General features: G+C 63.1%; 17 protein-coding genes and 1 pseudogene. 11 read left to right on the forward strand and 7 right to left on the reverse strand.

The genetic code is table 11. The features are described 5' to 3' along the window. The first annotated feature begins 105 nt into the window (after nt 1-105). The 8 genes from AB0I15_RS54055 (at nt 106) to AB0I15_RS54090 (ending at nt 10913) form a co-directional block, all read left to right on the forward strand. On the forward strand, nt 106-1332 hold the full coding sequence (locus AB0I15_RS54055; RefSeq protein ID WP_358115310.1) for an MFS transporter: 1227 nt from the start codon (nt 106-108) through the stop codon (nt 1330-1332). Between the two features lie 632 nt (nt 1333-1964). Beyond that, entirely contained in the window at nt 1965-3068 is a 1104-nt protein-coding gene (locus AB0I15_RS54060; protein ID WP_358115313.1) for a hypothetical protein, read from the forward strand. Nucleotides 3069-3234: 166 nt separating this feature from the next. After that, complete coding sequence (gene gltX / locus AB0I15_RS54065) at nt 3235-4686, forward strand: glutamate--tRNA ligase (protein WP_358115316.1); 1452 nt, start codon at nt 3235-3237, stop codon at nt 4684-4686. Further along, nucleotides 4676-5713: a S66 peptidase family protein gene (locus AB0I15_RS54070; RefSeq protein WP_358115318.1), complete on the forward strand. Its 1038-nt coding sequence runs from the start codon at nt 4676-4678 to the stop codon at nt 5711-5713. The genes gltX and AB0I15_RS54070 overlap by 11 nt, the downstream gene beginning before the upstream one ends. After that, on the forward strand, nt 5710-6780 hold the full coding sequence (locus tag AB0I15_RS54075) for a hypothetical protein (RefSeq protein ID WP_358115321.1): 1071 nt from the start codon (nt 5710-5712) through the stop codon (nt 6778-6780). The genes AB0I15_RS54070 and AB0I15_RS54075 overlap by 4 nt, the downstream gene beginning before the upstream one ends. Beyond that, nucleotides 6770-7630, forward strand: a complete 861-nt coding sequence (locus tag AB0I15_RS54080) for a class I SAM-dependent methyltransferase (protein ID WP_358115324.1) — start codon at nt 6770-6772, stop codon at nt 7628-7630. The genes AB0I15_RS54075 and AB0I15_RS54080 overlap by 11 nt, the downstream gene beginning before the upstream one ends. Continuing rightward, on the forward strand, nt 7630-8895 hold the full coding sequence (locus tag AB0I15_RS54085) for an aminotransferase class I/II-fold pyridoxal phosphate-dependent enzyme (RefSeq protein ID WP_358115381.1): 1266 nt from the start codon (nt 7630-7632) through the stop codon (nt 8893-8895). The genes AB0I15_RS54080 and AB0I15_RS54085 overlap by 1 nt, the downstream gene beginning before the upstream one ends. Further along, the gene (locus AB0I15_RS54090; RefSeq protein WP_358115327.1) at nt 8892-10913 is read left to right on the forward strand and encodes a radical SAM protein; all 2022 of its coding nucleotides are present in this window, start codon (nt 8892-8894) and stop codon (nt 10911-10913) included. The genes AB0I15_RS54085 and AB0I15_RS54090 overlap by 4 nt, the downstream gene beginning before the upstream one ends. Before the next feature lie 176 nt (nt 10914-11089). Here the strand turns inward: AB0I15_RS54090 and AB0I15_RS54095 are convergent, their stop codons facing one another. After that, nucleotides 11090-12739 (reverse strand): glutamate--tRNA ligase family protein, encoded by a 1650-nt coding sequence (locus tag AB0I15_RS54095; RefSeq protein ID WP_358115330.1) that lies wholly within the window; start codon nt 12737-12739, stop codon nt 11090-11092. 493 nt (nt 12740-13232) lie between these two features. Here AB0I15_RS54095 and AB0I15_RS54100 point away from each other — a divergent pair, with 493 nt between their 5' ends. After that, the gene (locus AB0I15_RS54100) at nt 13233-14810 is read left to right on the forward strand and encodes an IS1182 family transposase (RefSeq protein ID WP_358115333.1); all 1578 of its coding nucleotides are present in this window, start codon (nt 13233-13235) and stop codon (nt 14808-14810) included. A 54-nt stretch (nt 14811-14864) separates the two neighbouring features. Here the strand turns inward: AB0I15_RS54100 and AB0I15_RS54105 are convergent, their stop codons facing one another. Beyond that, nucleotides 14865-15134, reverse strand: coding sequence for a transposase (locus AB0I15_RS54105; RefSeq protein ID WP_358115335.1), 270 nt, complete (start codon nt 15132-15134; stop codon nt 14865-14867). Here AB0I15_RS54105 and AB0I15_RS54110 point away from each other — a divergent pair. Beyond that, nucleotides 15018-15260: a zinc ribbon domain-containing protein gene (locus AB0I15_RS54110; RefSeq protein WP_358115337.1), complete on the forward strand. Its 243-nt coding sequence runs from the start codon at nt 15018-15020 to the stop codon at nt 15258-15260. The genes AB0I15_RS54105 and AB0I15_RS54110 overlap by 117 nt on opposite strands. A gap of 229 nt (nt 15261-15489) precedes the next feature. On the opposite strand, the pseudogene AB0I15_RS54115 reads toward AB0I15_RS54110, so the two are convergent. Then, a pseudogene (locus AB0I15_RS54115) lies at nt 15490-15756 on the reverse strand (alpha-L-rhamnosidase C-terminal domain-containing protein); the annotation flags it as partial. A 106-nt stretch (nt 15757-15862) separates the two neighbouring features. Beyond that, on the reverse strand, nt 15863-16129 hold the full coding sequence (locus AB0I15_RS54120) for a hypothetical protein (RefSeq protein WP_358115339.1): 267 nt from the start codon (nt 16127-16129) through the stop codon (nt 15863-15865). A gap of 408 nt (nt 16130-16537) precedes the next feature. On the opposite strand from AB0I15_RS54120, the gene AB0I15_RS54125 reads away from it, so the two are divergent. Beyond that, complete coding sequence (locus AB0I15_RS54125) at nt 16538-17584, forward strand: aldo/keto reductase (protein ID WP_358115342.1); 1047 nt, start codon at nt 16538-16540, stop codon at nt 17582-17584. Nucleotides 17585-17697: 113 nt separating this feature from the next. Here the strand turns inward: AB0I15_RS54125 and AB0I15_RS54130 are convergent, their stop codons facing one another. Genes AB0I15_RS54130 through AB0I15_RS54140 form a run of 3 tightly spaced genes read right to left on the reverse strand, consistent with a single transcriptional unit; the run spans nt 17698 to nt 20210 of the window. After that, a complete protein-coding gene (locus AB0I15_RS54130) occupies nt 17698-18615 on the reverse strand; it encodes a glycosyltransferase family 8 protein (protein WP_358115345.1) in 918 nt (305 codons plus the stop codon). Then, entirely contained in the window at nt 18608-19441 is an 834-nt protein-coding gene (locus tag AB0I15_RS54135; protein WP_358115347.1) for an ABC-2 family transporter protein, read from the reverse strand. The genes AB0I15_RS54130 and AB0I15_RS54135 overlap by 8 nt, the downstream gene beginning before the upstream one ends. Further along, nucleotides 19431-20210, reverse strand: coding sequence for an ABC-2 family transporter protein (locus AB0I15_RS54140; RefSeq protein ID WP_358115349.1), 780 nt, complete (start codon nt 20208-20210; stop codon nt 19431-19433). The genes AB0I15_RS54135 and AB0I15_RS54140 overlap by 11 nt, the downstream gene beginning before the upstream one ends. Nucleotides 20211-20215 lie beyond the last annotated feature (5 nt).

A 20215-nucleotide genomic window follows, 5' to 3' on the forward strand; every position in this document is an offset into this window, starting at 1 on the left:
CGCCGCCTGCGGTGCGCCGTGAGCACCGCACCGGCGCCGGCCATGATATGACGGTTCTGTGAAAATATGCTCAATCGCTGTCCGGAGAGGCCCGCAGGATCGGCCATGCATGAAGAAATCCGAATCCACGACAAGCGGATATTAGTCAGGATCTGCGCCTCCGGGATCTCGGTCCTGGGCTCCCAGTTCTTCGTCATCGCCATTGCAGTGATTGCCGTGCAGAACGTCGGCCCCGTCGGGTTCTCCTTGATTCTCATCACCCGAGCGATCCCCAGGATCGCCTTGCTGATATTCGGCGGAGTGGTCGTGGACCGCTTCGGTCCGGTCCGGCTTGTTGCCGCTGCGGAATTCCTGAGCGCGGCCATAAGCCTGTCGCTCGGCCTTCTGTCACTGATCACAGTGCCAAAACTGTCTCTGCTGCTGTTGGCGAGCTGCTGTTTCGGAGTGATCCGCGCGGTCGCCGATCCCGCGGAAGGGGCTATAGCGCCTTATGTGCTGGCCAATGAGGATTTGCCGCGATATCAAGGACTCTTACTCGGGGTTCAGAGGTCCGCTACCGTCGTGGGCGCCGCAGCAGGCGGCGTAGTAATCGCGGCAGGAGGGGTGGCGGTGGGGTTCTTCGTCGACGCGCTCACCTTTGCTGTATCAGGGGGCGCCGTGCTCGGCCTCCGCCACGTAGCCGCATCGAAGAAGGGAAAAGGGGCGGACCGGGCCGGGCTGTGGAAAGAGGCCCGGGCGGGTCTGCAGCTCGTTTGGAGCAATCGACTCCTACGATCATTGACTCTGCTGGCTCTTGGCATGGAGTTCTCGCTTCAAGGCCCCATTATGGTCGGCATGCCTGTCCTCTGCATGGACCGGGGGTGGGGCACGAGGGCGATCGGCGCGCTCTTGTCATGCTATAGCGTGGGGTCAATAATGGGATCGTTCGCCATCGCGAGTGTTGGTAAGCGCCTGACCAAGGTAGGCGTCGCCGTCTCGATCATCCTCCTGCCGGCCGGCAGTTGCCTAGCCGTAATGGGCCTGACCTTTGCACTACCTATGGCAATCGCCAGTATGGCGCTCATCGGTATACTGTCGGGCGTAGTGAACAGTCTGCTTGTGCCGCTGTTGCAGACAAGTTGTGACCGCGCCTACATCGGCCGTCTGATGAGCGTCGCCACCCTTGGTGTCTCCGGTCTGACACCGTTGTCGCTAGCCATCTTCGGCATACTCATTGAGGTGAACGGGCCGACCTCGGCCTTCGTCTGCGGCGCCTGTGGGCTGGGCTGTCTGGCACTATTCGCCTTCTCGGCGAACAGGCAGGCGTCAGGTGGATGGAATGGCCTGAAATGAGATTCTCCTGCGTTCCTGGGCTGCTGTGACCTTGCCATTGGACGTGATGAGCTTTGACAGCTTGGAGGATGTCGGGACGAAATAGACTCCAGGCCGGGTTCAAGGCTTGTTGGTCATACCGTTCGCAGAGCGCAGGCGGATGGCTGGCAAGGCGGACCGCCATGGTGCTCTTCACGACTCGACAACGCCGTAGGTGGAGAAGTGTTCGCCAGGGTCTTGTGTCGCAAAATTTAAGTGTGTAAAGATGCCGTGAAAGCAGTCCGGGCTCGGATCACCCAGTGAAACGAGCTGAAGGGTTCGCTCGTACGAAAGCGGATGACCCTAAGTTCCGGCGTGCGATAACGATGCCGATCTCGCGCGTTTCCGTCCGCCGTTCACCCACCCACCCGCCGCGGTTGATACTTGCGGCTAGATTCCACCCGGCTTTCGGTGCCCTGCCCCGCCGCATACGTGTCGTCTTCAAATGCGGTGGCGGGAGGGACGGGAAGTACATGGCCTTGCAACCACTTGACCGGCTGATCAAATGCATGTCCTGAGTCGTGCCGGGGCCGGAACAATTTCCGATCCGTCGGCAAGCGCAATGCTCTTCCGCTCGATCTTCGTCAAGCTCAATCAGGGAAGTGAGGCACTCAATGACTGCCGACCCGCTGGACCTGGCGCATCCGGAGCAGCTTACTCTGCGGAGCTCTGTCGATGCATTGTCGACCGGGTATCTAGATCCTGAGACCGAGAATGCGATCACTCGCGTCCTGACGGAAGCCGAGCAAAAGGTCACGGACGCATCGGGTGCCCTCGGCCAACTCCAAGCCGTGCTGGAAGCCATACGTAAGAAGCCTGAAGGCGCCGAGCGCATCACACTGATGAACACCTTCGTCCGTACGCTCGGTCGGGCGGACCGCTTGGCGGTCTACTTGGATATTCTGCGGAGGTCGTTGTCCGCCGCCGACCCGACCGAGAGTGAGATCGCGGAGAGGTCGCGGAGCGCGCGCATGCACTGCATCTACGGCTGGGGCGGTCAGACCGGCATTCTCACGTCGCTGGCACATCCGACGCCGGCCACGACACCTCCGGGATCGGGGGTGGGGGAGTACTTCGCCTATCCGGTGGCGGAATGGCATCTCAGCATCCACATCTGGCAGCCCAACCCGGGTGCTCAGGGCTTCGCGTCGACGAAGCGGCTTGAGCCGGGAGCCATCGTGGAGCCGCCGCACTCCCATCCGTTCTCGTTCGTTTCGTACGTGTCGATCGGCGAGATGCGCCAATCGATTTACGCGGAAGACCCACATGCGAACTCACAGAGCACCGTGGGGGAGCGCTACCACGATGTGGATCTGCAGGGCGTGGACAGTGTATGGCCGCCGCATCAGGAATATCAGCCGAGTAGGCTGCGAACGGTTGAGGACCGCCTGCACCTTCGGGCCGGCCAGAGCTATTACATGCCGACGCATCTGATCCACGATGTGGAGGTGGAACGCGAGATCGCCGCGCACTCGCCAGCGATCACGCTTTTTCTCTGCTCCGAAACCACGCAAATACCGAAAGCCTTTCTGGTGTCAGATATGGCTGATTTCCATCGTCGCCACCCCGAGGTCATCGACGATGCCACGGCACTCGATCCCGAGGAGTGGAGCGCGAAGCTTGCCGCAACGGCGCGCTATCTCCGGGGTGAAGCAGACCACCTGCGTCTGAGCGAGATCTTTGACTGCACCAGTACGTACGGCTTCATGAACGTCTAGGACGGATCTGCACGGTAACCGGTGGCCGGGGCGGTCGCAGCGTGTCCTGAATGAGGCAGAGGCGAAGTTGCGACCGCCAAGCGGTGGTCAACTCCATCAGACGCGGGATAGAGCTGTGCCCGCTTTTGGTGATGGCCGATCATGGGACTTACTGGTGGGAGCTGTGATGGATGCTAAATCCCTGGTACGCCTGGTCGAAGGGCATGGGAATGTGCGCGTGCGATTCGCCCCGAACGGTGAGATCCCGTTCCCTGGATTCATCGTTCGGACCGTGCTTTATTCTTGGCTCTTCGCACGCCGGTTCAACGGCGCTTTCATTCTGCGGTTTGATGACACCGACCTCGACCGGCAGGTGCAAGGGGCGCTGCAATCGTATCCCGACGGTATGCGCTGGCTGGGCCTGCAATGGGATGAAGGTCCAGAGGCGGGTGGCGCTTATGGTCCGTACAGCCAGTCGCAGCGGTTGCATCTCTATCGGGAGGCCCTCGACCAACTGCTCGCGTCGGGGGCCGCGTATAGGTGCTACTGCTCGCCGGAACGGCTGGCCGAGCTGGCTGCGGCCGCTCGACGCCCAGGTGCACCTGCGCGTGCTTATGACGGACGCTGCCGGCGGCCGATCCGCGCGGATATCGAGGAGTCCGCACGGAAGGGACGTGCTCCCGCCATCAGGCTACGGGTACCGGATGACGGCATGATCACCTCGACGGACCTGCTTAGAGGGCCCATCTCGGTGCCGGCAGGAGATCTCAGCGACATTGTGATCTGCCGCCCTGATGGCTGGCCGACTTATCACCTGACCGTCGTCGTCGACGACAGTCTTATGCGGATCAGTCATGTGATCCGTGGCATCGAAGGGCTGCCCAACATGGCCCCGCAGGCGATCGTCCACCGTGCTCTAGGCCTTGAAGCGCCGCTGTACCTTCATCACCCGCTGGTGCGCACGGCCGGCTTCAGCATCGGCGAGCGATTTCTGCCTCATGGCCACCTGCTCTATCTGGAGGAGTTGCGGAATGCAGGCTTCCCACCCGAGGCGGTCGTCAATTATTACGCACTGCTGGGTTACGGCCACAACGGCAAGGAGATCCGCACACTGGACCAGCTCATCGAGAGCTACGACTTCACCCGGATCAGTCGCAAGGAGTTCGTGGTGCAGTCCTTGGAGAAGCTGGCCTGGATGAACCGCACCTACCTGCGGTCAGAGGCCTCGACCGTCTTCGTCGAAGAGTTCATTTGCGATCGGCTGCGCGCCGCCGGAGCAAATCAGTCTCATGCCCGTGCGCTGGCGGCTCGTGCCGTGCCGGTGCTTTGTCAGCGCCTGGGCGGCACGATCGAGATCGCGGAGCTGCTTGGCTTCGCACTCGAAAGACCCGGGTCAGTGTCCGTCACTCCCGAAGTAGGCCGCTGGGCTCAAGCCGCCTGTGCGGCTCTGGCGGTCGGCGACGATCTGGGCGATTCCTTGAAGCGACTCGCGGGAGGCGACCGGCAAACCCACGGGCGGATCGTCCGGACTCTGCTGACGCTATTGGGTGCTGAGGGGACGCCGCTCGCCTTGGCCGATGTGGTCCGCGTTCTCGGCTTGGGCGAGTCTCGGGAACGGTGGCTGCCGTATGCGCGCTGATGTACTTATCCGCCCCGCTGGGCTGCCTGACCGTGCAACGGTCGGAATCTGGACGCCGTCTTTCCCCGCGCCGGCGAGGTTCCCCCGGCGGTTCACTCGCGCTTTGGGCGCCCTGGCTGATCACGGCTTCGCGGTGCGTCTCGCCCCTTCGACCACCGCTGACGATGGACTGCTCGCTGCCGAACCTTCGCAGCTTGCGGCCGAACTGCACAGCCTGCTCGCGGAGCCTGAGGTGAACATCGTCCTAGCCGCGGTCGGTGGTTACACGAGTCTGGCCGTGGCGCCTCATCTCGATTTCGACTTCATCGCGGCCCATGCCAAGCCGATCATCGGGTACAGCGACCTTACCTCGATCCTCTGGGCCGTGCTCGCCAGATCGTCCTTGGTGACGTTCCACGGCCCGATGGTTGTTTCGGAATGGGGAGAAGCCGGCGGTCCTTTGTCCTTCACCACCGACAATTTCACTCGCGTACTGGCTCCATGGTCGGGACCGATCGAACTCATGGCCCCCTCGGCCTGGACGGACGAGCTGTTGTGGTGGGACCGGGACGACACTCGGCCGCGGGAGACCCAGGCGGGTACATGGCGATGCGTCATACCCGGGACGGTCGAAGGACCGCTGCTCGCCGGATGTCTGCCCACAGCCGGCGCGCTCATCGGCACGCCGTATCTGCCGGACCTGGACGGCGCCGTCCTCTGCCTCGAGACCAACGAGATGAGCCCTGAACGCTGTTACGGCCTGCTGGTGCAATGGCGCGAGTCCGGCCTTCTGAATCGCATCGCGGGGCTGGTCATAGGCCGTCATTGCCGGCCGCGGGCACGCGGTGATGGCGCGCGCGACTTCGACCGGGTCTTTCTCGCTGCACTCGGCAGTCGGCGTATCCCGGTACTCGCCGACGTCGATTTCGGTCATACACAACCCATGCTGACCCTCCCGCTCGGTGTCACGTGCCGCCTCGACGCAGACGAGCGGCGGCTGACCCTCCTGACAACGGCCGTCGTGGAAAGAAGGGCAGGAACGAGATGAACGTTGCCTTCACCGTCGTCCAGAACGAGCTGTTCATCCGCTACGACCAGCACATATGTAAGGTCTGTGTGCTGCCGGAATCATTCCCCGGGATCTCGTTCGACGACGCCGGTGTCTGCTCCCATTGTCGTGACCGAGATGAGCGGATCGTCGTCAGCAGACAGTGCATCGACGACGCGATAGAACATGCACTGGCCGATGCGTCACAGCGCGACTACGACTGCGTCGTTCTGTTCAGCGGCGGCAAGGACAGCTCGCTTGCGCTGACCATCGCACGACGAGAGCTCGGGCTGCGGGTGCTGGCCTTCACGCTGGACAACGGCTTCCTGTCCGCCGGAACCAGCGTCAATATGCGCCGGATTCTGGACAGCCTCGACGTCGATCATGTTCTCTTCCGACCTCCTGGCCGGCTGATGCGGCCGCTCTACAACGTCAGTATGAAGCTGGACTTCGACGCGAACACCATGAAGTACTCCACCGGAGGCTGCGGCTCCTGCATCAGCATGGTCCTCGCCTCGGGCCTGCGGTTCGCCGTCGCCCACAGCATCCCGTTGCTGGTCGGCGGGTGGACGCCGGGCCAGTTCACCACAAGTCCGCTGGTCGGCGTCCCTTTCCTCAAGGACGTGATCGCGCGGCACTTCACCCCGCTCTCCCTCGCCTCTACTTCGCTGGGTGAGCAACTCGCTGGCTGGCGCGTCGAGCGGCACAAGCCGGGTCCTGCCGGGCTGCTTAATCCGCTCTACGCGATGAGTTACAGCGAGGACGCCACCCTCGACAAACTGGCAGAGTTCGGCTGGAAACCACCCGAAGACACCGACTCGTGCTCGACCAATTGCCGGCTCAACGGCCTGCTCATCGTCGATCACGTGCAGAGGTACGGGTTCCATCCCTACGCGTATGAGCTGGCCCATCATGTCCGCCTGGGCGCGCTGTCCCGGGAGGACGCCCTCGCCAAGATCAGCCGTACGGGTATTCAACCTGGCACTGTCACGTCGGTGGCTGCGGAGCTCGGCCTCGATGTCCGCCCAGTTCCTCGGCCAAAGGAGACGTCTCGCCATGACCACTGATGCCCTCACCGCCGGCATTTTCGACGGCCTCACCGTCGAGGACATCGCCCTGCTCGACTTCTCCCGCCTCGTGGGTCTGGTCAACGAGCCCAACATGCCGTCGGGCGGCGGGGCCACGATTCGGCGCATCATCGATCTTTGCCGCCTGCGCAGTGGATGCACGATTCTCGAGGTCGGCAGCAATACCGGTTACACCAGCATAGAGTTCGCGAGCTGGGTTGACGGCCGGGTGATCGGCCTGGACATCAATCCGGTCTCCGTGGCATTCGCCGAAGAGAAAGCGGCTCGGTTCGGGATCGACAACGTCGAGTTCCACGTCGGCGATGGGCTCGCCCTGCCGTATGAGCGTGGCCGTTTCGACCTCGTCTACTGCAGCAACGTCACCTCGTTCATCGTCGACCACCAGGGAGCCCGGGACGAATACTATCGCGTCCTCGCACCCAACGGAGTTCTTGTCGCGGTGCCGATCTACTATCACACCGTGCCTCCCGACGGCTTGCGCCGGGCGGTCGGAGAGGCGATTGGCGTGGATCTCATTGTCACCACCCAGGCGTACTGGACGGAACTGTTCGCCGATCCGTCGGCGGCTCTGCTGCACCGCGAGACCTACGAATACGTCAGGCAGTCGCCCCGGCGTATCGCTGAATACGTTGAATCGGTCTTCAGCCAGCCGCACCTCGGAAATATCGACCCCGTGCTCCGTGAAGCGGCGAAAGCGCGTTTGACGTACTTCTACGAGCTGTTCGATGAGAATCTCGCGTACACCCGATACGACATCCTCATCTTCCGCCGCAACCATCCTAATCCGGAGTCAGTGTTGCACACCTCACGGCAGGTGATCGGCGAGTGATGCAGACGTTCTCACCCATGCTCGAACGCGGTGTGGTCCCGAATCGGCTGCCGGACACCGTCTGGCTCGAGCAGTTCCTGGCCAAGGGGGAAAGCAGGGAGGCGATCCTGCTGGGACTGGGAGAACGTTGGGAAGGAACTCCGTCCGGCCTGCTGTGGGGGCTGCGGGACGTGCCCGCCTTTGCTCACGGATACCAGCTGTCCGCGTACGGCCTGCCCTGGTTGCGCGCAGTGCTGCGAGACTATATCCGCGATACTCATCGTCTCAGCGACTACGACGACGCTTTCGAGGTCGCGGTCAGCTGGACCGGTACGCGCAGCGTCATGCGGGATTTCGGTCAGCTCGTCAGAGCTCGTAACACCGGTAGGGCCCTGTCCGCGGTGGTGGTCGGCCCGGCATGGGACTACGCCGGAGTTCTCGAGCCGTCGGGGTTCGACGTTCGCTACATGGACCCCACGGCATCGAGCAGTTGGGTACCGACCGCGGAGATGGTCGAAGAGTTCACACAGGCTCTCAAGGCTCCGCCTACGCTTGTGGTCATCAACGCCCAGCACAACCCGACGGGATTGAGCTGGGAACCGTCGGCCGTCCGGGCGCTGGTGCGCCTCGCCGTCGAACACCGGGCTGGTGTGCTCTTGGACGATGCATATTACGGCTTTCTCGATTCGGCCGAACAGCCAACGTCTGCGCTCCTCGAGCTCTTGCGCGAGGCCGGAGACGAACAGTTCGCCTGGTGTGCCGTGCGGTCGCTGGGCAAACAGTTCAACTGCAATGGATGGGCACTCGGCGCCATCACCGCACCGCCCTCTCTTCTTGACGATCTCGTCAACGAGATGCGCGCGGCGCACACCTACAACCATGGCGGGCACTTGCAGACGGCGATGGCCCACTGGCTTTCGGATCGGGCCGCTGTGGAGGCGTTTCTGGCTCACGAACGCTCCATCTACCAGGTGCGTCGGCAGAAGGCGATCGACGGGCTCGTCGCCGGCGGCGTACCGGATCACGAAATCGTCGCCGGTCCTGCCGGCCCCTACCTCCTCTATCCGGTGCCGGCCAACTACGCCGACCGCGGTCGTTACCTTGAGCGGTGCGCGGTGGAGACGGGCGTGTTCATGTCGGACGCCTGGCCGTCGACGCGGCGGCTCGAACCACGCAGTGGTCGCCATATCCGGATGTACCTGGGCCGCTCGCCCGAACTGATCAGCGACGCCTGCATGCGTCTCGCCGAGGCCGGCCTGCTCACCACAGGGAAGAGAGACCAATGAGCACCGGAACAACCTCGCGAAGGATGTGCCATCTCCTCGAGATCACGCCGATGCCTGACGTGCGTTACAGCCTCAATCTCGGCTACCTGCACGCGACGGCGGCTGCGGATGAGATCTGTCGCGACGGCTACGAGTTCGTCAAGCACGTGATTTTCCAGGCACCAGGACTTGTGAACAGCCTCCATGCCTGGCTCGAGAGCATCGACCGCATTGATGTGCTGGCTATCTCGGTCTACTTCTGGAACCGGCGGCCCTCCATGTACATCGCGGACGAGGTCAAGAAACGCTGGCCGGGCTGCACGATCATCATGGGCGGCAACGAGGTCACCAATCAGACGGACATCGTGTTCGCCGAATCCGCTGCGGTCGATATTCTGGTCCATGGCGAGGGTGAGTTCGTATTCCGTGACCTGCTGCGCACCTTTGTGGACGACGATATCGATCGGCGGGAGGAGATAGCCGGCGTCAGCTTCCGCCGAGGGGGCGAAACGATCGTCATCCCGACCGGGGCGCGGATCAGCGACCTGTCGACCATTCCGTCACCCCTGCTCAGCGGCGTCTACAGCTCAGCAGATATCCGTGACTCCCGGATCATCATTCTGGAGACGAACCGTGGATGCCCGTATTCATGTGCGTTCTGCTACTGGGGTGGGGCGACTCAGTCGAAGGTACGCGCGTTTCCTCTGGAACGCATCAAGGATGAAATCACATATATTGTGACGCATGCTAGCCAGGATGCGACCCTGTTTCTTGCCGACGCGAACTTCGGAATCCTGCCGCAGGATGTCGAGATCGCGCAGTGGCTGGTGAGCGAACTTCAGCGGCTCGGCAAACGGATGTTCCTATTCACCAACTGGGCGAAGAACACCAGCAAACGTGTGTTGGCGATCGCGGACATCCTCTACTCCGGCAATCTGATCGCAGCGGTAACCTTGTCTGCGCAGTCCTTCGCACCCGAAGTGCTGCAGATCGCCAAGCGCTCCAACATCAAGCCCGACTATTACCGCATCCTGCAACGGGAGTTCCAGGATCGGGGCATCCCGACCTACACCGAACTGATCTGGGGGATGCCCGGTGAGACCTTGCAGACCTTTCTTTCCGGGATTGAGTATGTCATCTCCAGCGGCGGCCACCCGGTGGTCTATCCGCTGCTGCTGCTGAATAACACCGAATACACCACCGAGCGGTTCCGTGGCGACCATTCTGTGCGCACTCGCCGGCTGCCCTATCAGATAACGAATCCCGAGATGGTGGCCGAGTTCGTTGTGGAACACAGCCACATGCCGGAGCGTGACTGGATCGACGGCATGGAGTTCCGACTCACGATGGCGTTGTTTTACGGATGTCTGCTCCGCGGCATATTGAAGGCGGTGAGTCACCGCACGGGGCGCCGGGTGGTCGACCTATGCATGATGCTCACCGAATTTCTGCGTGAAGCCGATCCGAAGACCACTCTGGGTGCACTGCTCGCCAATCATCGGGCCATCTGGACCGATCCGTCTGCGTTCGATGGCGAGCTGGTGGTGGAGTTCGTCGACGCCGACAGCATTCCTGAGCACATGCACTACCAGGCGATCATGCGGCATCTACTGGAGACGGATTTGTACGCCTCGTTCGTCAGGTCCGCGGCCGCGTACTTGTTGGCGCGGCTTGACTCCGGCGAAATCGACGAAGATGAGTACGAGGAGCTTGTCGAGCACCAGGTCCTGAACGTAGCTGCGGTGGCAGGCAGTGTTCGGCGGCTCGTGGACGCATCGCCGCTCACGGCGTCCATGAGCGTCGGCGTGCATGATCTACTCGTCGAGGTGGGCCAGCTGCACCCACCCAATGATGACGCGGTTCTCGTCGGGGCCGACAATGTGGCGGTATCCTGGGATCCTTCGCGGTTTACGACCGCCCCGGTCGATTCGATGTTCTTGGCGATCTACCACGGAAGCATTCAGGTTTCAAAATCCTTCCAGATCATCCCCCCCTTCTCCTGTGCGGGGAGCAGCACCGCGTCCGGTGGCCGTATCTGAGCTTCTTCAGGTCTTCCACCGGTCCGCGACTTCCGGATACGGGCGGATCACGCCAAAGCCGTGATCCGCCCGGCCTTCATCCGCAATCCCACCCGACACATAACGGTGAATCGATTCCACCCTGGCGATACACTCAACCCGCGATCAATCACAGACCTCGCACGTAAGACGCCCACTCAGTGGATGGTGGTGAGCGCGCCGACCCGGCGAATCACCGTGTCCCGTCCCAGGCACTTCGCCACCGCTTGCAGGTCCGGGCTACGTGTGGATCCGGTGAGTGCGACCCGAATGATCTGAGAGGCTTCACGGATCGACCCTTGGTAGCGTTCGGGCGCGGCACGGTACTCGCGCGGGCTTGCGGCGAAGCCGTTCTTCACCGCAAGCCCGCGGATCTGCTCGAACCATTGGTCCGGATCGTCGATCTCGGCATAGGTGTCGATGAACTCGCGAGCGAACGTGGCAACGAGGGTCCGGTTGATTCCTGCCAACTTGTCTGGGAGTTCCGTTACAGCGGTGAACAGCGAATCGAAGAAGTATCCGTAAACTGCCCGGAACTCTGACCACCGGCGCAGGTCCTTGCGCGGATTCTCCACACCTTCCCGCTCGATCGACAGTGCTCCGAGTGCCCGGTCAGGCTCCGCCGCGAGCGCATTCGCGAGCTCCGGATCGTAACGCTCGGCCCAGCCGGTGACGGCCTCGAGGATTTGCGGCCCAGCAAGGGTGGCAACGTAGTCGGCGCAGATGTCGTCCAATTTCACGACATCGACGAGTGCTCCCGAATGGGTCAGCCCGGCCAGGTTGATCGGGACGGACCGGGCCTCGATCAGGGGCATCTCGGCGAGGCGGCCGTTGATCAACCCTCGAAGATAGTAGCGCACCGCCTCCGATGGGTAGCCGGCCTCGTCGTAGTAGGAGACAGACGCCTCCGGATCCTTTCGCTTCGACAGCTTCCGCTTGTTGCCCTTGTCCAGCTTCAGAAGGGGTGCGAAATGCGCGTACTCGATCTGGTCGAAGCCCAGTGCCGAGAACAGTTGCAGATGGACGGGGACCGACGACAACCACTCGTCACCGCGGATGACCAGGCTGATGCGCATCAGGTGATCGTCTACGGCGTGGGCGAAATGGTAGGTCGGGAGCGGCGTTTCCAGATGCGAGCTCTTCAGTATCACCACGTCATTGTGATTGGCATTCAGCTCCACCGTGCCCCGCGAAGCATCGACGAACGAGACACGCGCGCCAGGTTCGGCTTCGCTACGGAATCTCACCACATACGGCAACCCCTCCGCCAACGCCTTCTCAACCTCTTCGGCTGGTTTGTCCCGCCAGGTCGCCCACAGGCCGTAATAGCCGGTCGGTGTTTTCGCCGCCTGCTGGGCTGCGGCCATCGCCGTGAGTTCGTCCTTGGTGGCGAAACACAAATAAGCATGTCCGCGCCGGAGCAGATCACGCACGTAGGTGAGATAGATGTCGCGCCGGGCCGACTGGATATACGGGCCATAGTCACCGCCGGTCCACACGGACTCCTGCGGCACTACATCGAATACCTGGAACGCGCGCTCGAACTGTTCTTTGACTCCCGGAAGCTCACGCGCCTGATCCGTGTCCTCGATGCGGACGAGGTACGTGCCACCCGAGTGGCGAGCGATGTCCTCACAGAGGATCGCCGTGGAGATTCCGCCGATATGGAGCGGCCCTGTGGGGCTGGGACAAAAGCGCGTCACTCGCGCGCCAGGCGCGAGCTGCCGAGGCGGGAATCGCTCTTCCCAATACGTGGGCTCTGGAAGATCTGAGGGGAACAGACTATCGATGAACGACCGCTCGTACATGATTCTCCATACTAAGTGGTTTCAAGCCCTTGCCAACAGCGTAGTACGGCACCACAGCGGGCCGAGCCGATTTAGCGCCATTTGATCGTGCGCGTCGTGTAATCCGAGTTGCGCGGCCGAAGGCATACCATGCCGAGACATCAGGTCTTCTATGGGACGCCGGCCGGTGCGGGTCTACGGTGTGTGTCGGCGACGGGTGAATAGTTATACCAGTATGAAAGCTCTCATGCAGCGTCCGATCGTGGCATCCCCTGGATCGCACCGATGAGGGCGACGAGTAACGGCCGGCTCCCTGATCGGGCGTGCGGACGAGCTGAGACAGATCACCGAACTCGTGAGGGAGCGAGCGTCGCCAGCAGCCGCAGGGCCAGGTTGCCCACAGGTCGCCGGGTGCTGCAGAGGGCTGACTCAGGCCGCGGGCACGCAGGGCTAGGAATGTCCTGAAGATCTTGGTGGTCTGGCCAGGCGGAGTTTCGGGATTCAGACTCGGGTCATGATGGGCCGTCGGAGGGTTCCAGCCGGGCCTGAGGTATGGGCCGTATGCCGGGACATGATTCCGGCTGGGAGCGTGTTCGCGTTCCTGGCCGAACACCGGCGGGCGTTGTTTCCGCCGGAGACGTTCGCGGACATGTACGCGCCGGTCAACGGGCGTCCGTCGGTGCCGCCAGGCCTGCTGGCGACGGTGGTGCTTCAGGCGCTGCACGGATTGTCCGATGAGGAGGCGGTGGCGGCGCTGCGGTTCGATCTGCGGTGGAAGGCCGCCTGCGGGCTGGGCCTGTATGACCAGGGCTTCGATCCGTCGCTGCTGACCTACTTCCGGCGTCGGCTGGCCCGCTCGTCGGATCCGGACCGGATCTTTCAGACGGTGCGCACCGTGGTGGAGCAGACCGGGGTGCTGGCGGGCCGGACACGGCGGGCGCTGGACTCGGCGGTGCTGCTGGATGCGGTCGCCACCCAGGACACCATCACCCAGTTGATCGCCGCGATCCGCCGGGTGGCCCGCCAGGTGCCCGGCGCGAGCGCGTTGGTCGCGGCGCACTGTCACGCCCACGACTACGCCGACCCCGGCAAACCGAAGATCGCCTGGGACGATGAGCAGGCTAAGAACGCCCTGGTGAGTGGGTTGGTCACCGACGCGCTCACCCTGCTGGACCACCTGGCCGGCCAGGACCTGGACGGGCCGGCCGCAGGTGCGGTCGGTCTGCTGGCTTTGATCGCCGGCCAGGACGTCGAGCCCGCCGACGACTCCGATGGCACCGACGGAAGGTGGCGCATCGCCCGCCGCACCGCCCACGACCGGATCATCTCCACCGTCGACCCGCAGGCCCGCCACATCCACAAGAGCGGTCAGCAGCGTGACGACGGCTACAAGGCTCACCTGGCCGTCGAGCCGGAGAGCGGACTGTTCACCGCCGTCGCATTACGCCCCGGTGCCGGCGCCGCCCATCACGAGGCCGCCGTTGCCCCTGACCTGCTCGCCGCCGAGCGCGGAGTGCTGCAGATTCTGGCCGATGCCGCCTACGCCGCCGCCGAGTTGCGCGCCACCCTCACTGATGCCGGACACCGGCTGCTGATCAAACCACCCGCGCTCAAGCCCGCCGTGCCGGGTGGGTTCACCTTGGACGACTTCGGCATCGACGCCGGCGCCGGCACGGTCACCTGCCCCGCCGGGCACACCGTCCCGCCGGCCGCGACCGGGGGCCGCTACCAGCAGCGCCGTGCCACCTTCACCCGGTTGTGCGCCGCCTGCCCGCTGCGTGATCGCTGCACCACCGCCAAGACCGGCCGTGTGGTGACGATCCGCCCGCACCACGATCTGCAGGCCGCCGCCCTCCATCAGGCCGCCACCGATCCCGCCTGGCAGGACGACTACCGACGCTGGCGGCCCATGGTCGAACGGGCCGTGGCCTGGCTGGTCGCCCGCGGCAACCGCCGCCTGCGCTACCGCGGCACCGCCGCCAACGACCGCTGGCTTCACCACCGCGCCGCCGCCCTCAACCTCCGCCGCCTGATCAACCTCGGACTCACCCACACCAACGGCATCTGGGCTCTCAAACCGATCACTGCATAGCAAGAGGGTGAGCCAGCTCATGCCGACCCACCCATCAAGATCTTCAGGACATTCCTAGGGCCTGTCTCGAACTCGCGTGAGCCAGTCGTTGATGGCGGCCATGTGGATGGTGGTTTCGTAGCGGACAGCAAGATTGTCGTATCGGGTGGCCACGGCGCGGTGGCGTTTGAGCCGGTTGATGGCGCATTCCACGGCCGAGCGGGCGTGGTGCTCATCCCGAGAGACGACCCGCGCTACACGGCGCAGACCTGCAACGCCTGCCCGCACATCGCCAGCGAGAGTCGCGAGAGCCAAGCCCTCTTCCGGTGCGTGGCCTGCAGGCATCGAGACCACGCCGACGTCAACGCTGCCGGGACGTCTCGAGAGGAGCTGCGGGGCTGGTCATGTTCGCTCGGAGCCCGCCTGAGTCGGGAGGGGCTGCGGCGTCGTACTTCGTCGGGTTCGCGGTGACGCTGCAGTCGCCCACACCCATCTCACCAGGAGGGGGTCGCGTTGAGGGTTCGCGGTTCGCCGGCCCGCCCAGCGACGGCATGCCCTGCCGCCGTATCACACACGTTTCTGACATCGTTGACGTTTGTGCCCGGCCGCCGTGCGGGCGAGGTCCCGGCGGCCGGGTGCTACCGTGCTGCGGCCCGGGCTTCGCACAAGCTCGGGTCCAGCGCTGATCAGCCGGTCGCCGCTACGAAGGTGAAGGATCCGGACGGGACGCCGTGGACGGTGTAGCCGTTCTCCATACGCAGGAAGTCGGCCCGCTGTGAGCTGGCGGTGGGCGCTCCTTGGCCGGTACCCACGCCTCGGCGGTGGTGTTCGGCGGAACCTCGATCGTCAGCGTGAAGCGGCTGTCGGTCTTGGTCCATTCGGAGCGGACGGTGCCCTGAGGCGTCTCATAGCTGCCCTTGACGAAGGTGAGTTCGCCGACCGGCTTGGGCTGGATGACGAGCTTGCGATAGGCGGTCGAGAGTCGTAGACAGGCGTCTTCAACGCGACATTGCCCCGCATCGGGGTGTCGTCGGGGACTGGCCCTCGGCGAAGTGCCGCATCGTCGTCTTCAGCTATGCGGCCAGGCCGTGATCACGGTGAATGGCGCCCATCGGCATCGTGTAGTCGGCCGGATAGGACAACTTCTCCCGGCCGGGGCAGTCGGTGAACACCGACATGTTGTTGGAGGCGAACGAGTAGCGGGCCATGGTGTGGATGCGCTTGACGCGGGCGTTGGCGGTGGTGACCTCACCGGCGACGGGCGTGTCGGCCTGCAGCCGGACACCCTTGATCAGGTCTTTTGGCCCGGGTGCAGCCGTTCGGCGGCCCGGACATCCCACCGTGCGACGTGGCCGCCTACGGGCCGGTACAGGCCCGACGGGCGGTCATCGGCACGGGGGACCCGGCGCTGCGCCTGGTCCCCGCCGGCGCGGTGACATCCGCGCCATCACAGTGCCGGGATCGGTCCGGCCACCACGCAGCACGAACGGTGAAGATGAACAGCCGCCCCGAGTTGGCCTCGATGGGCTCCCAGCTCCAGTGCATGAACGGGGAGGTGAAGATGCCGGGCAGGGTTTCGAGGGCCCAGGTCTGAAGACTCGGCTGTTGGGCCACCTTTGCCCTCCATCTGTTCCTTCCTGATCATCCGAGGTGCGGCGATCAGCGTGGGGGTTCCAGGGCATGGAACGGGACACTTCCCACGGGCGGGCGTCCTGGCGGTGCCGCTCGCCGCTTGCGATGATGACGGGATGGAATATCGCGAGCTGGGACGATCGGGGCTGCGGGTGTCGGTGCTCACCATGGGCACGATGACGTTCGGCGGCGAGGGCAAGTTCGCCTACGTCGGCGACACCGGGGTGGAGGAGGCGCGCAAGCAGATCGACATGTGCCTGGACGCCGGGGTCAATCTCATCGACACCGCCGACGTATACTCCACCGGTCTGTCGGAGGAGATCGTCGGCAAGGCGATCCAGGGCCGCCGTGACGACCTGCTGCTGGCCACCAAGGTACGCATGCCGATGGGCGACGGCCCCAACGACGCCGGACTGTCGCGCCACCACGTCATCACCGGGGCGGAGGCGAGCCTGCGCCGCCTGGGCACCGACCACATCGACCTGTACCAGGTGCACGAATGGGATGGCCGCACCCCCGTCGAGGAGACCCTGGCGGCGCTCGACCACCTGGTGACCGCAGGCAAGGTCCGCTACGTCGGCGTCTCCAACCACACCGGCTGGCAACTGATGAAGGCCCTGGGCACCGCCGACAGGCTCGGCCTGCCGCGCTTCGTCAGCCAGCAGATCTACTACTCCCTCCAGGCCCGCGACTCTGAGTACGAGCTGATCCCCGCCGCGATCGACCAGGGCCTCGGCGTGCTGGTGTGGAGCCCGCTGGCCGGCGGCCTGCTGTCCGGCCGCTACCGCCGGGACGTCCAGCCGTCCGAAGGCCGCCAACTCACCGAGTGGAACGAGCCTCCCGTACGTGATCAGGAGCAGTTGTACGACACCGTCGAGGTGCTGATCGACATCGCCGGGGAACACGGGGTGTCGGCGGCGCAGGTGGCGCTGGCCTGGTTGCTGGGGCGGCCCGCGATCACGTCGCTGGTGGTCGGCGCACGCACCAGCGAGCAACTGGCCGACAACCTGGCCGCCGCCGAGCTGAAGCTGGCGGCCGAGCAGCGCGCCCGGCTGGACGAGGTCAGCCGTCAGCCGCTGCTCTACCCGTACTGGCACCAGGCGGCGACCGCCTCCGACCGGCTTTCGCCCGCCGACCTGAGCCTGCTGGGACCGCACCTGTAGACAGGTTGTACGCACCGCCCCAACCGCCTCGGGGACATTACGGGCAAACCGCGGAGCCGCTCACGCAACCGAACCAGCTGAAGAATCGAGGTTGGGCGGACAAGAGGTTGAGATTATGGACGCCATCCCCGCCATGCGGTTTGATCGAGGTACTTGAAAAACATGTCCGTACCCCACGGCGAATCCTCATCGTTTTGAATCCAGGGCTTCTCTGGCCCGGAAAAGTGCCTCACCCTGGCACGCTGAATGATTTGAGGAGCATCGTCTCGGATGGGCGAAAAGAACCAATACCACATAACATTCCAGGTTTGGTCTAATACGAGGAAACGGCCGTTTATGGCGGCGTTCAGAGCCTCCTGGTCATACCAGCGGACGCTCTCGCTGTTCTCCCCGAGATAGTCGAGGGCTCTTTGAAAAACTCCACCTCTTCGAAGCGCTCCAATGTCCATTAAGAGAACGCCCGCATTGAAGTACTTTGCGTCCCGGCTTAGTCCCGATTCTTGCCAGGCCGTAACTCCCTCTTCGCTTGATATATATGGAATATACAAATCTTGTATCGCCGCAAGCGGCATTCCGGCGAGGTCCATGTGCCAGAGCTCGGCAAGCGGGCCGAGGGTAATGGTATCGGCGTCAAGGTAGATAATTCGCTGCCAGGAATCAGGCAGGAGTTCGGGTAGAAACAATCTCGCATAAGTCGCGGGGGACAGCCACCCGGCTCGAGGCATGGGAAGCTTGTTTACCATGCTCATGTCAATGTCGATGAAGCGGACCTGCTCGGCCACTGGGCCCCACGACGACAACAGTTTCCTCTGGGCGGACGCGGAGAGGTTGCACGATATAATGGCGATTTCCAACTCCGAACAAGATGGAGTGCATTCGATGATGGATTGAACTGATGCCGCAAGTGGCATCACGTAATTCTCGTCCACCGCAAAGACAATGCGCACAGTGTTTCCGCCTTTCATTGTTTCGGCATCCCCGGGTTGAATTTCTATATGACAGTGGCCTTGTGGGTATTTTCGATCAGACATTGACTCCCTGATATCGCCGGAGGCTGGCGTTCCATAGCAGCCGAGAGGCTACGAACGCGGCCACGCCGATCAGTGGCGCCATGGCGGCGAGGGTCACCGGAACGCCGATACCATCAAGATTACTAGTAGCAACGGATGCCGGCAGATACGCGATGAAAGCGATGGGTAAGAGGTAGGTGAAGATGACCCGCGCAATCGGCGGAAGAACGTTCAATGGATAACTGCCGAACGTGTCAATCAGGTCCTGGACCCAAAATGACCACATCTGTGCTCCAGGGAAGTGCAGTGCAAGGCTCGAGATGGCCGTGATTATTGCCGCCTCTACAAAGAATCCTCCCACCAGGCCCGCCGCTACGTACCCAACTCTAGTCGGGGTCCACGGCAAATCGAAGTGATGAACCGCGACGACCAACATGGTGGTGGCAACGGCGAGATCGCCCAGCGCATGAACGTTGAATGCCGACAACTGAACCTGTCGGTATACCGGCAACGGTCGCAAGAGATAGGTGTCGATCATTCCTTCCTGTACGATGACGCCCATCATCTGAACCCTGCCGAGAAAAAGAACGAAGAGGCTATGACTGACCAGTCGCATGCTCGCCAGCAGTAGTATCTGCGCGCTTGTCCAACCGCCCATTCCAGGAAAGCGAACGAGTAGTACGGATACGAAAACGATCACCGACACCTGCCACACCGCGCCAAGGGCGATACTGATCAAAAAGTCTGCACGGTATTCCAGGCGTGCCCGTAAATTCATGATGGTGAGGATGCGAATTATCCTCCATGCACGTTTTAGTTGTTTCAATAATGGCACCTCAACCCCCATGCACCTGTACTCGTTTGGCCGCCTTGCGCCATATCAATCGAGTGGCAAGGCCGAGCCCTGAACACCAGGCGGCCTGAACGGCCAGCTCGCGCGCAGCGTGTCCTACCGGGATGCGCCCCGTATAGAGAGATATGGGAATGCTGATGATCCCTTGGAACGGCAAAGCGCTGCTCAGCGCCTGAAACCAATCCGGAAAGAACCAAAGCGGGGCGAAACCACCGGAGAGCAGTGTCTGCGCGAACATAAGCAGCATCACGACTTGCTGGTTCACCACAGTCCAGAAGCAGACCAGATCGACGAGAAGCATGAGCTGGTAGGTAATGACCTGACCGAGGAACAGACTTATCGCGAAGGCGCCTCCCGCGGCGAAGGACACCGGGGGTTCGATAACGCCAAGCGCCAAGCACGCCGAGAAGCCGGTAGCCGCCCATGCCATGCCATAGCCAAGATCGCCACAGGCGCGGACGAAGTAGTAACGGCGCGGTGGCATAGGGCGCAAGAACCAATAGATCAGCGTACCCCCATAAACATGCTGGACCAGAGCGTCGTTTACCGCCATCCGATCGCCCGCACGCAGGTAGGTGAGCATCGCCGCCACCACCGCATATGTCATGGCTTGGCCACGGGAAACCCCTGCGGCATTCGGAGTGTGCATATACAACGCACCCCATAGCACGGCAACGAGGAAGATCCCGATGATGGATCGCAGGGCGGTGCCAGCAACCCGGCCTGCGGATTGCATTTCAGTTACAGCAGTCACTCTGGCCACACGCC

This window comes from Nonomuraea sp. NPDC050643 (genome assembly GCF_040654715.1).
GTDB lineage: Bacteria > Actinomycetota > Actinomycetes > Streptosporangiales > Streptosporangiaceae > Nonomuraea.

Coding starts and splice junctions, on each gene's coding strand:
- AB0I15_RS54060 (WP_358115313.1), top strand. CDS start 1,965: ATGACTGCCGACCCGCTGGACCTGGCGCATCCGGAGCAGCTTACTCTG.
- AB0I15_RS54075 (WP_358115321.1), top strand. CDS start 5,710: ATGAACGTTGCCTTCACCGTCGTCCAGAACGAGCTGTTCATCCGCTAC.
- AB0I15_RS54080 (WP_358115324.1), top strand. CDS start 6,770: ATGACCACTGATGCCCTCACCGCCGGCATTTTCGACGGCCTCACCGTC.
- AB0I15_RS54100 (WP_358115333.1), top strand. CDS start 13,233: ATGATGGGCCGTCGGAGGGTTCCAGCCGGGCCTGAGGTATGGGCCGTA.
- AB0I15_RS54090 (WP_358115327.1), top strand. CDS start 8,892: ATGAGCACCGGAACAACCTCGCGAAGGATGTGCCATCTCCTCGAGATC.
- AB0I15_RS54085 (WP_358115381.1), top strand. CDS start 7,630: ATGCAGACGTTCTCACCCATGCTCGAACGCGGTGTGGTCCCGAATCGG.
- AB0I15_RS54125 (WP_358115342.1), top strand. CDS start 16,538: ATGGAATATCGCGAGCTGGGACGATCGGGGCTGCGGGTGTCGGTGCTC.
- AB0I15_RS54135 (WP_358115347.1), bottom strand. CDS start 19,441: ATGGGGGTTGAGGTGCCATTATTGAAACAACTAAAACGTGCATGGAGG.
- AB0I15_RS54070 (WP_358115318.1), top strand. CDS start 4,676: ATGCGCGCTGATGTACTTATCCGCCCCGCTGGGCTGCCTGACCGTGCA.
- AB0I15_RS54055 (WP_358115310.1), top strand. CDS start 106: ATGCATGAAGAAATCCGAATCCACGACAAGCGGATATTAGTCAGGATC.
- gltX (WP_358115316.1), top strand. CDS start 3,235: ATGGATGCTAAATCCCTGGTACGCCTGGTCGAAGGGCATGGGAATGTG.
- AB0I15_RS54105 (WP_358115335.1), bottom strand. CDS start 15,134: ATGCCTGCAGGCCACGCACCGGAAGAGGGCTTGGCTCTCGCGACTCTC.
- AB0I15_RS54095 (WP_358115330.1), bottom strand. CDS start 12,739: ATGTACGAGCGGTCGTTCATCGATAGTCTGTTCCCCTCAGATCTTCCA.
- AB0I15_RS54130 (WP_358115345.1), bottom strand. CDS start 18,615: ATGTCTGATCGAAAATACCCACAAGGCCACTGTCATATAGAAATTCAA.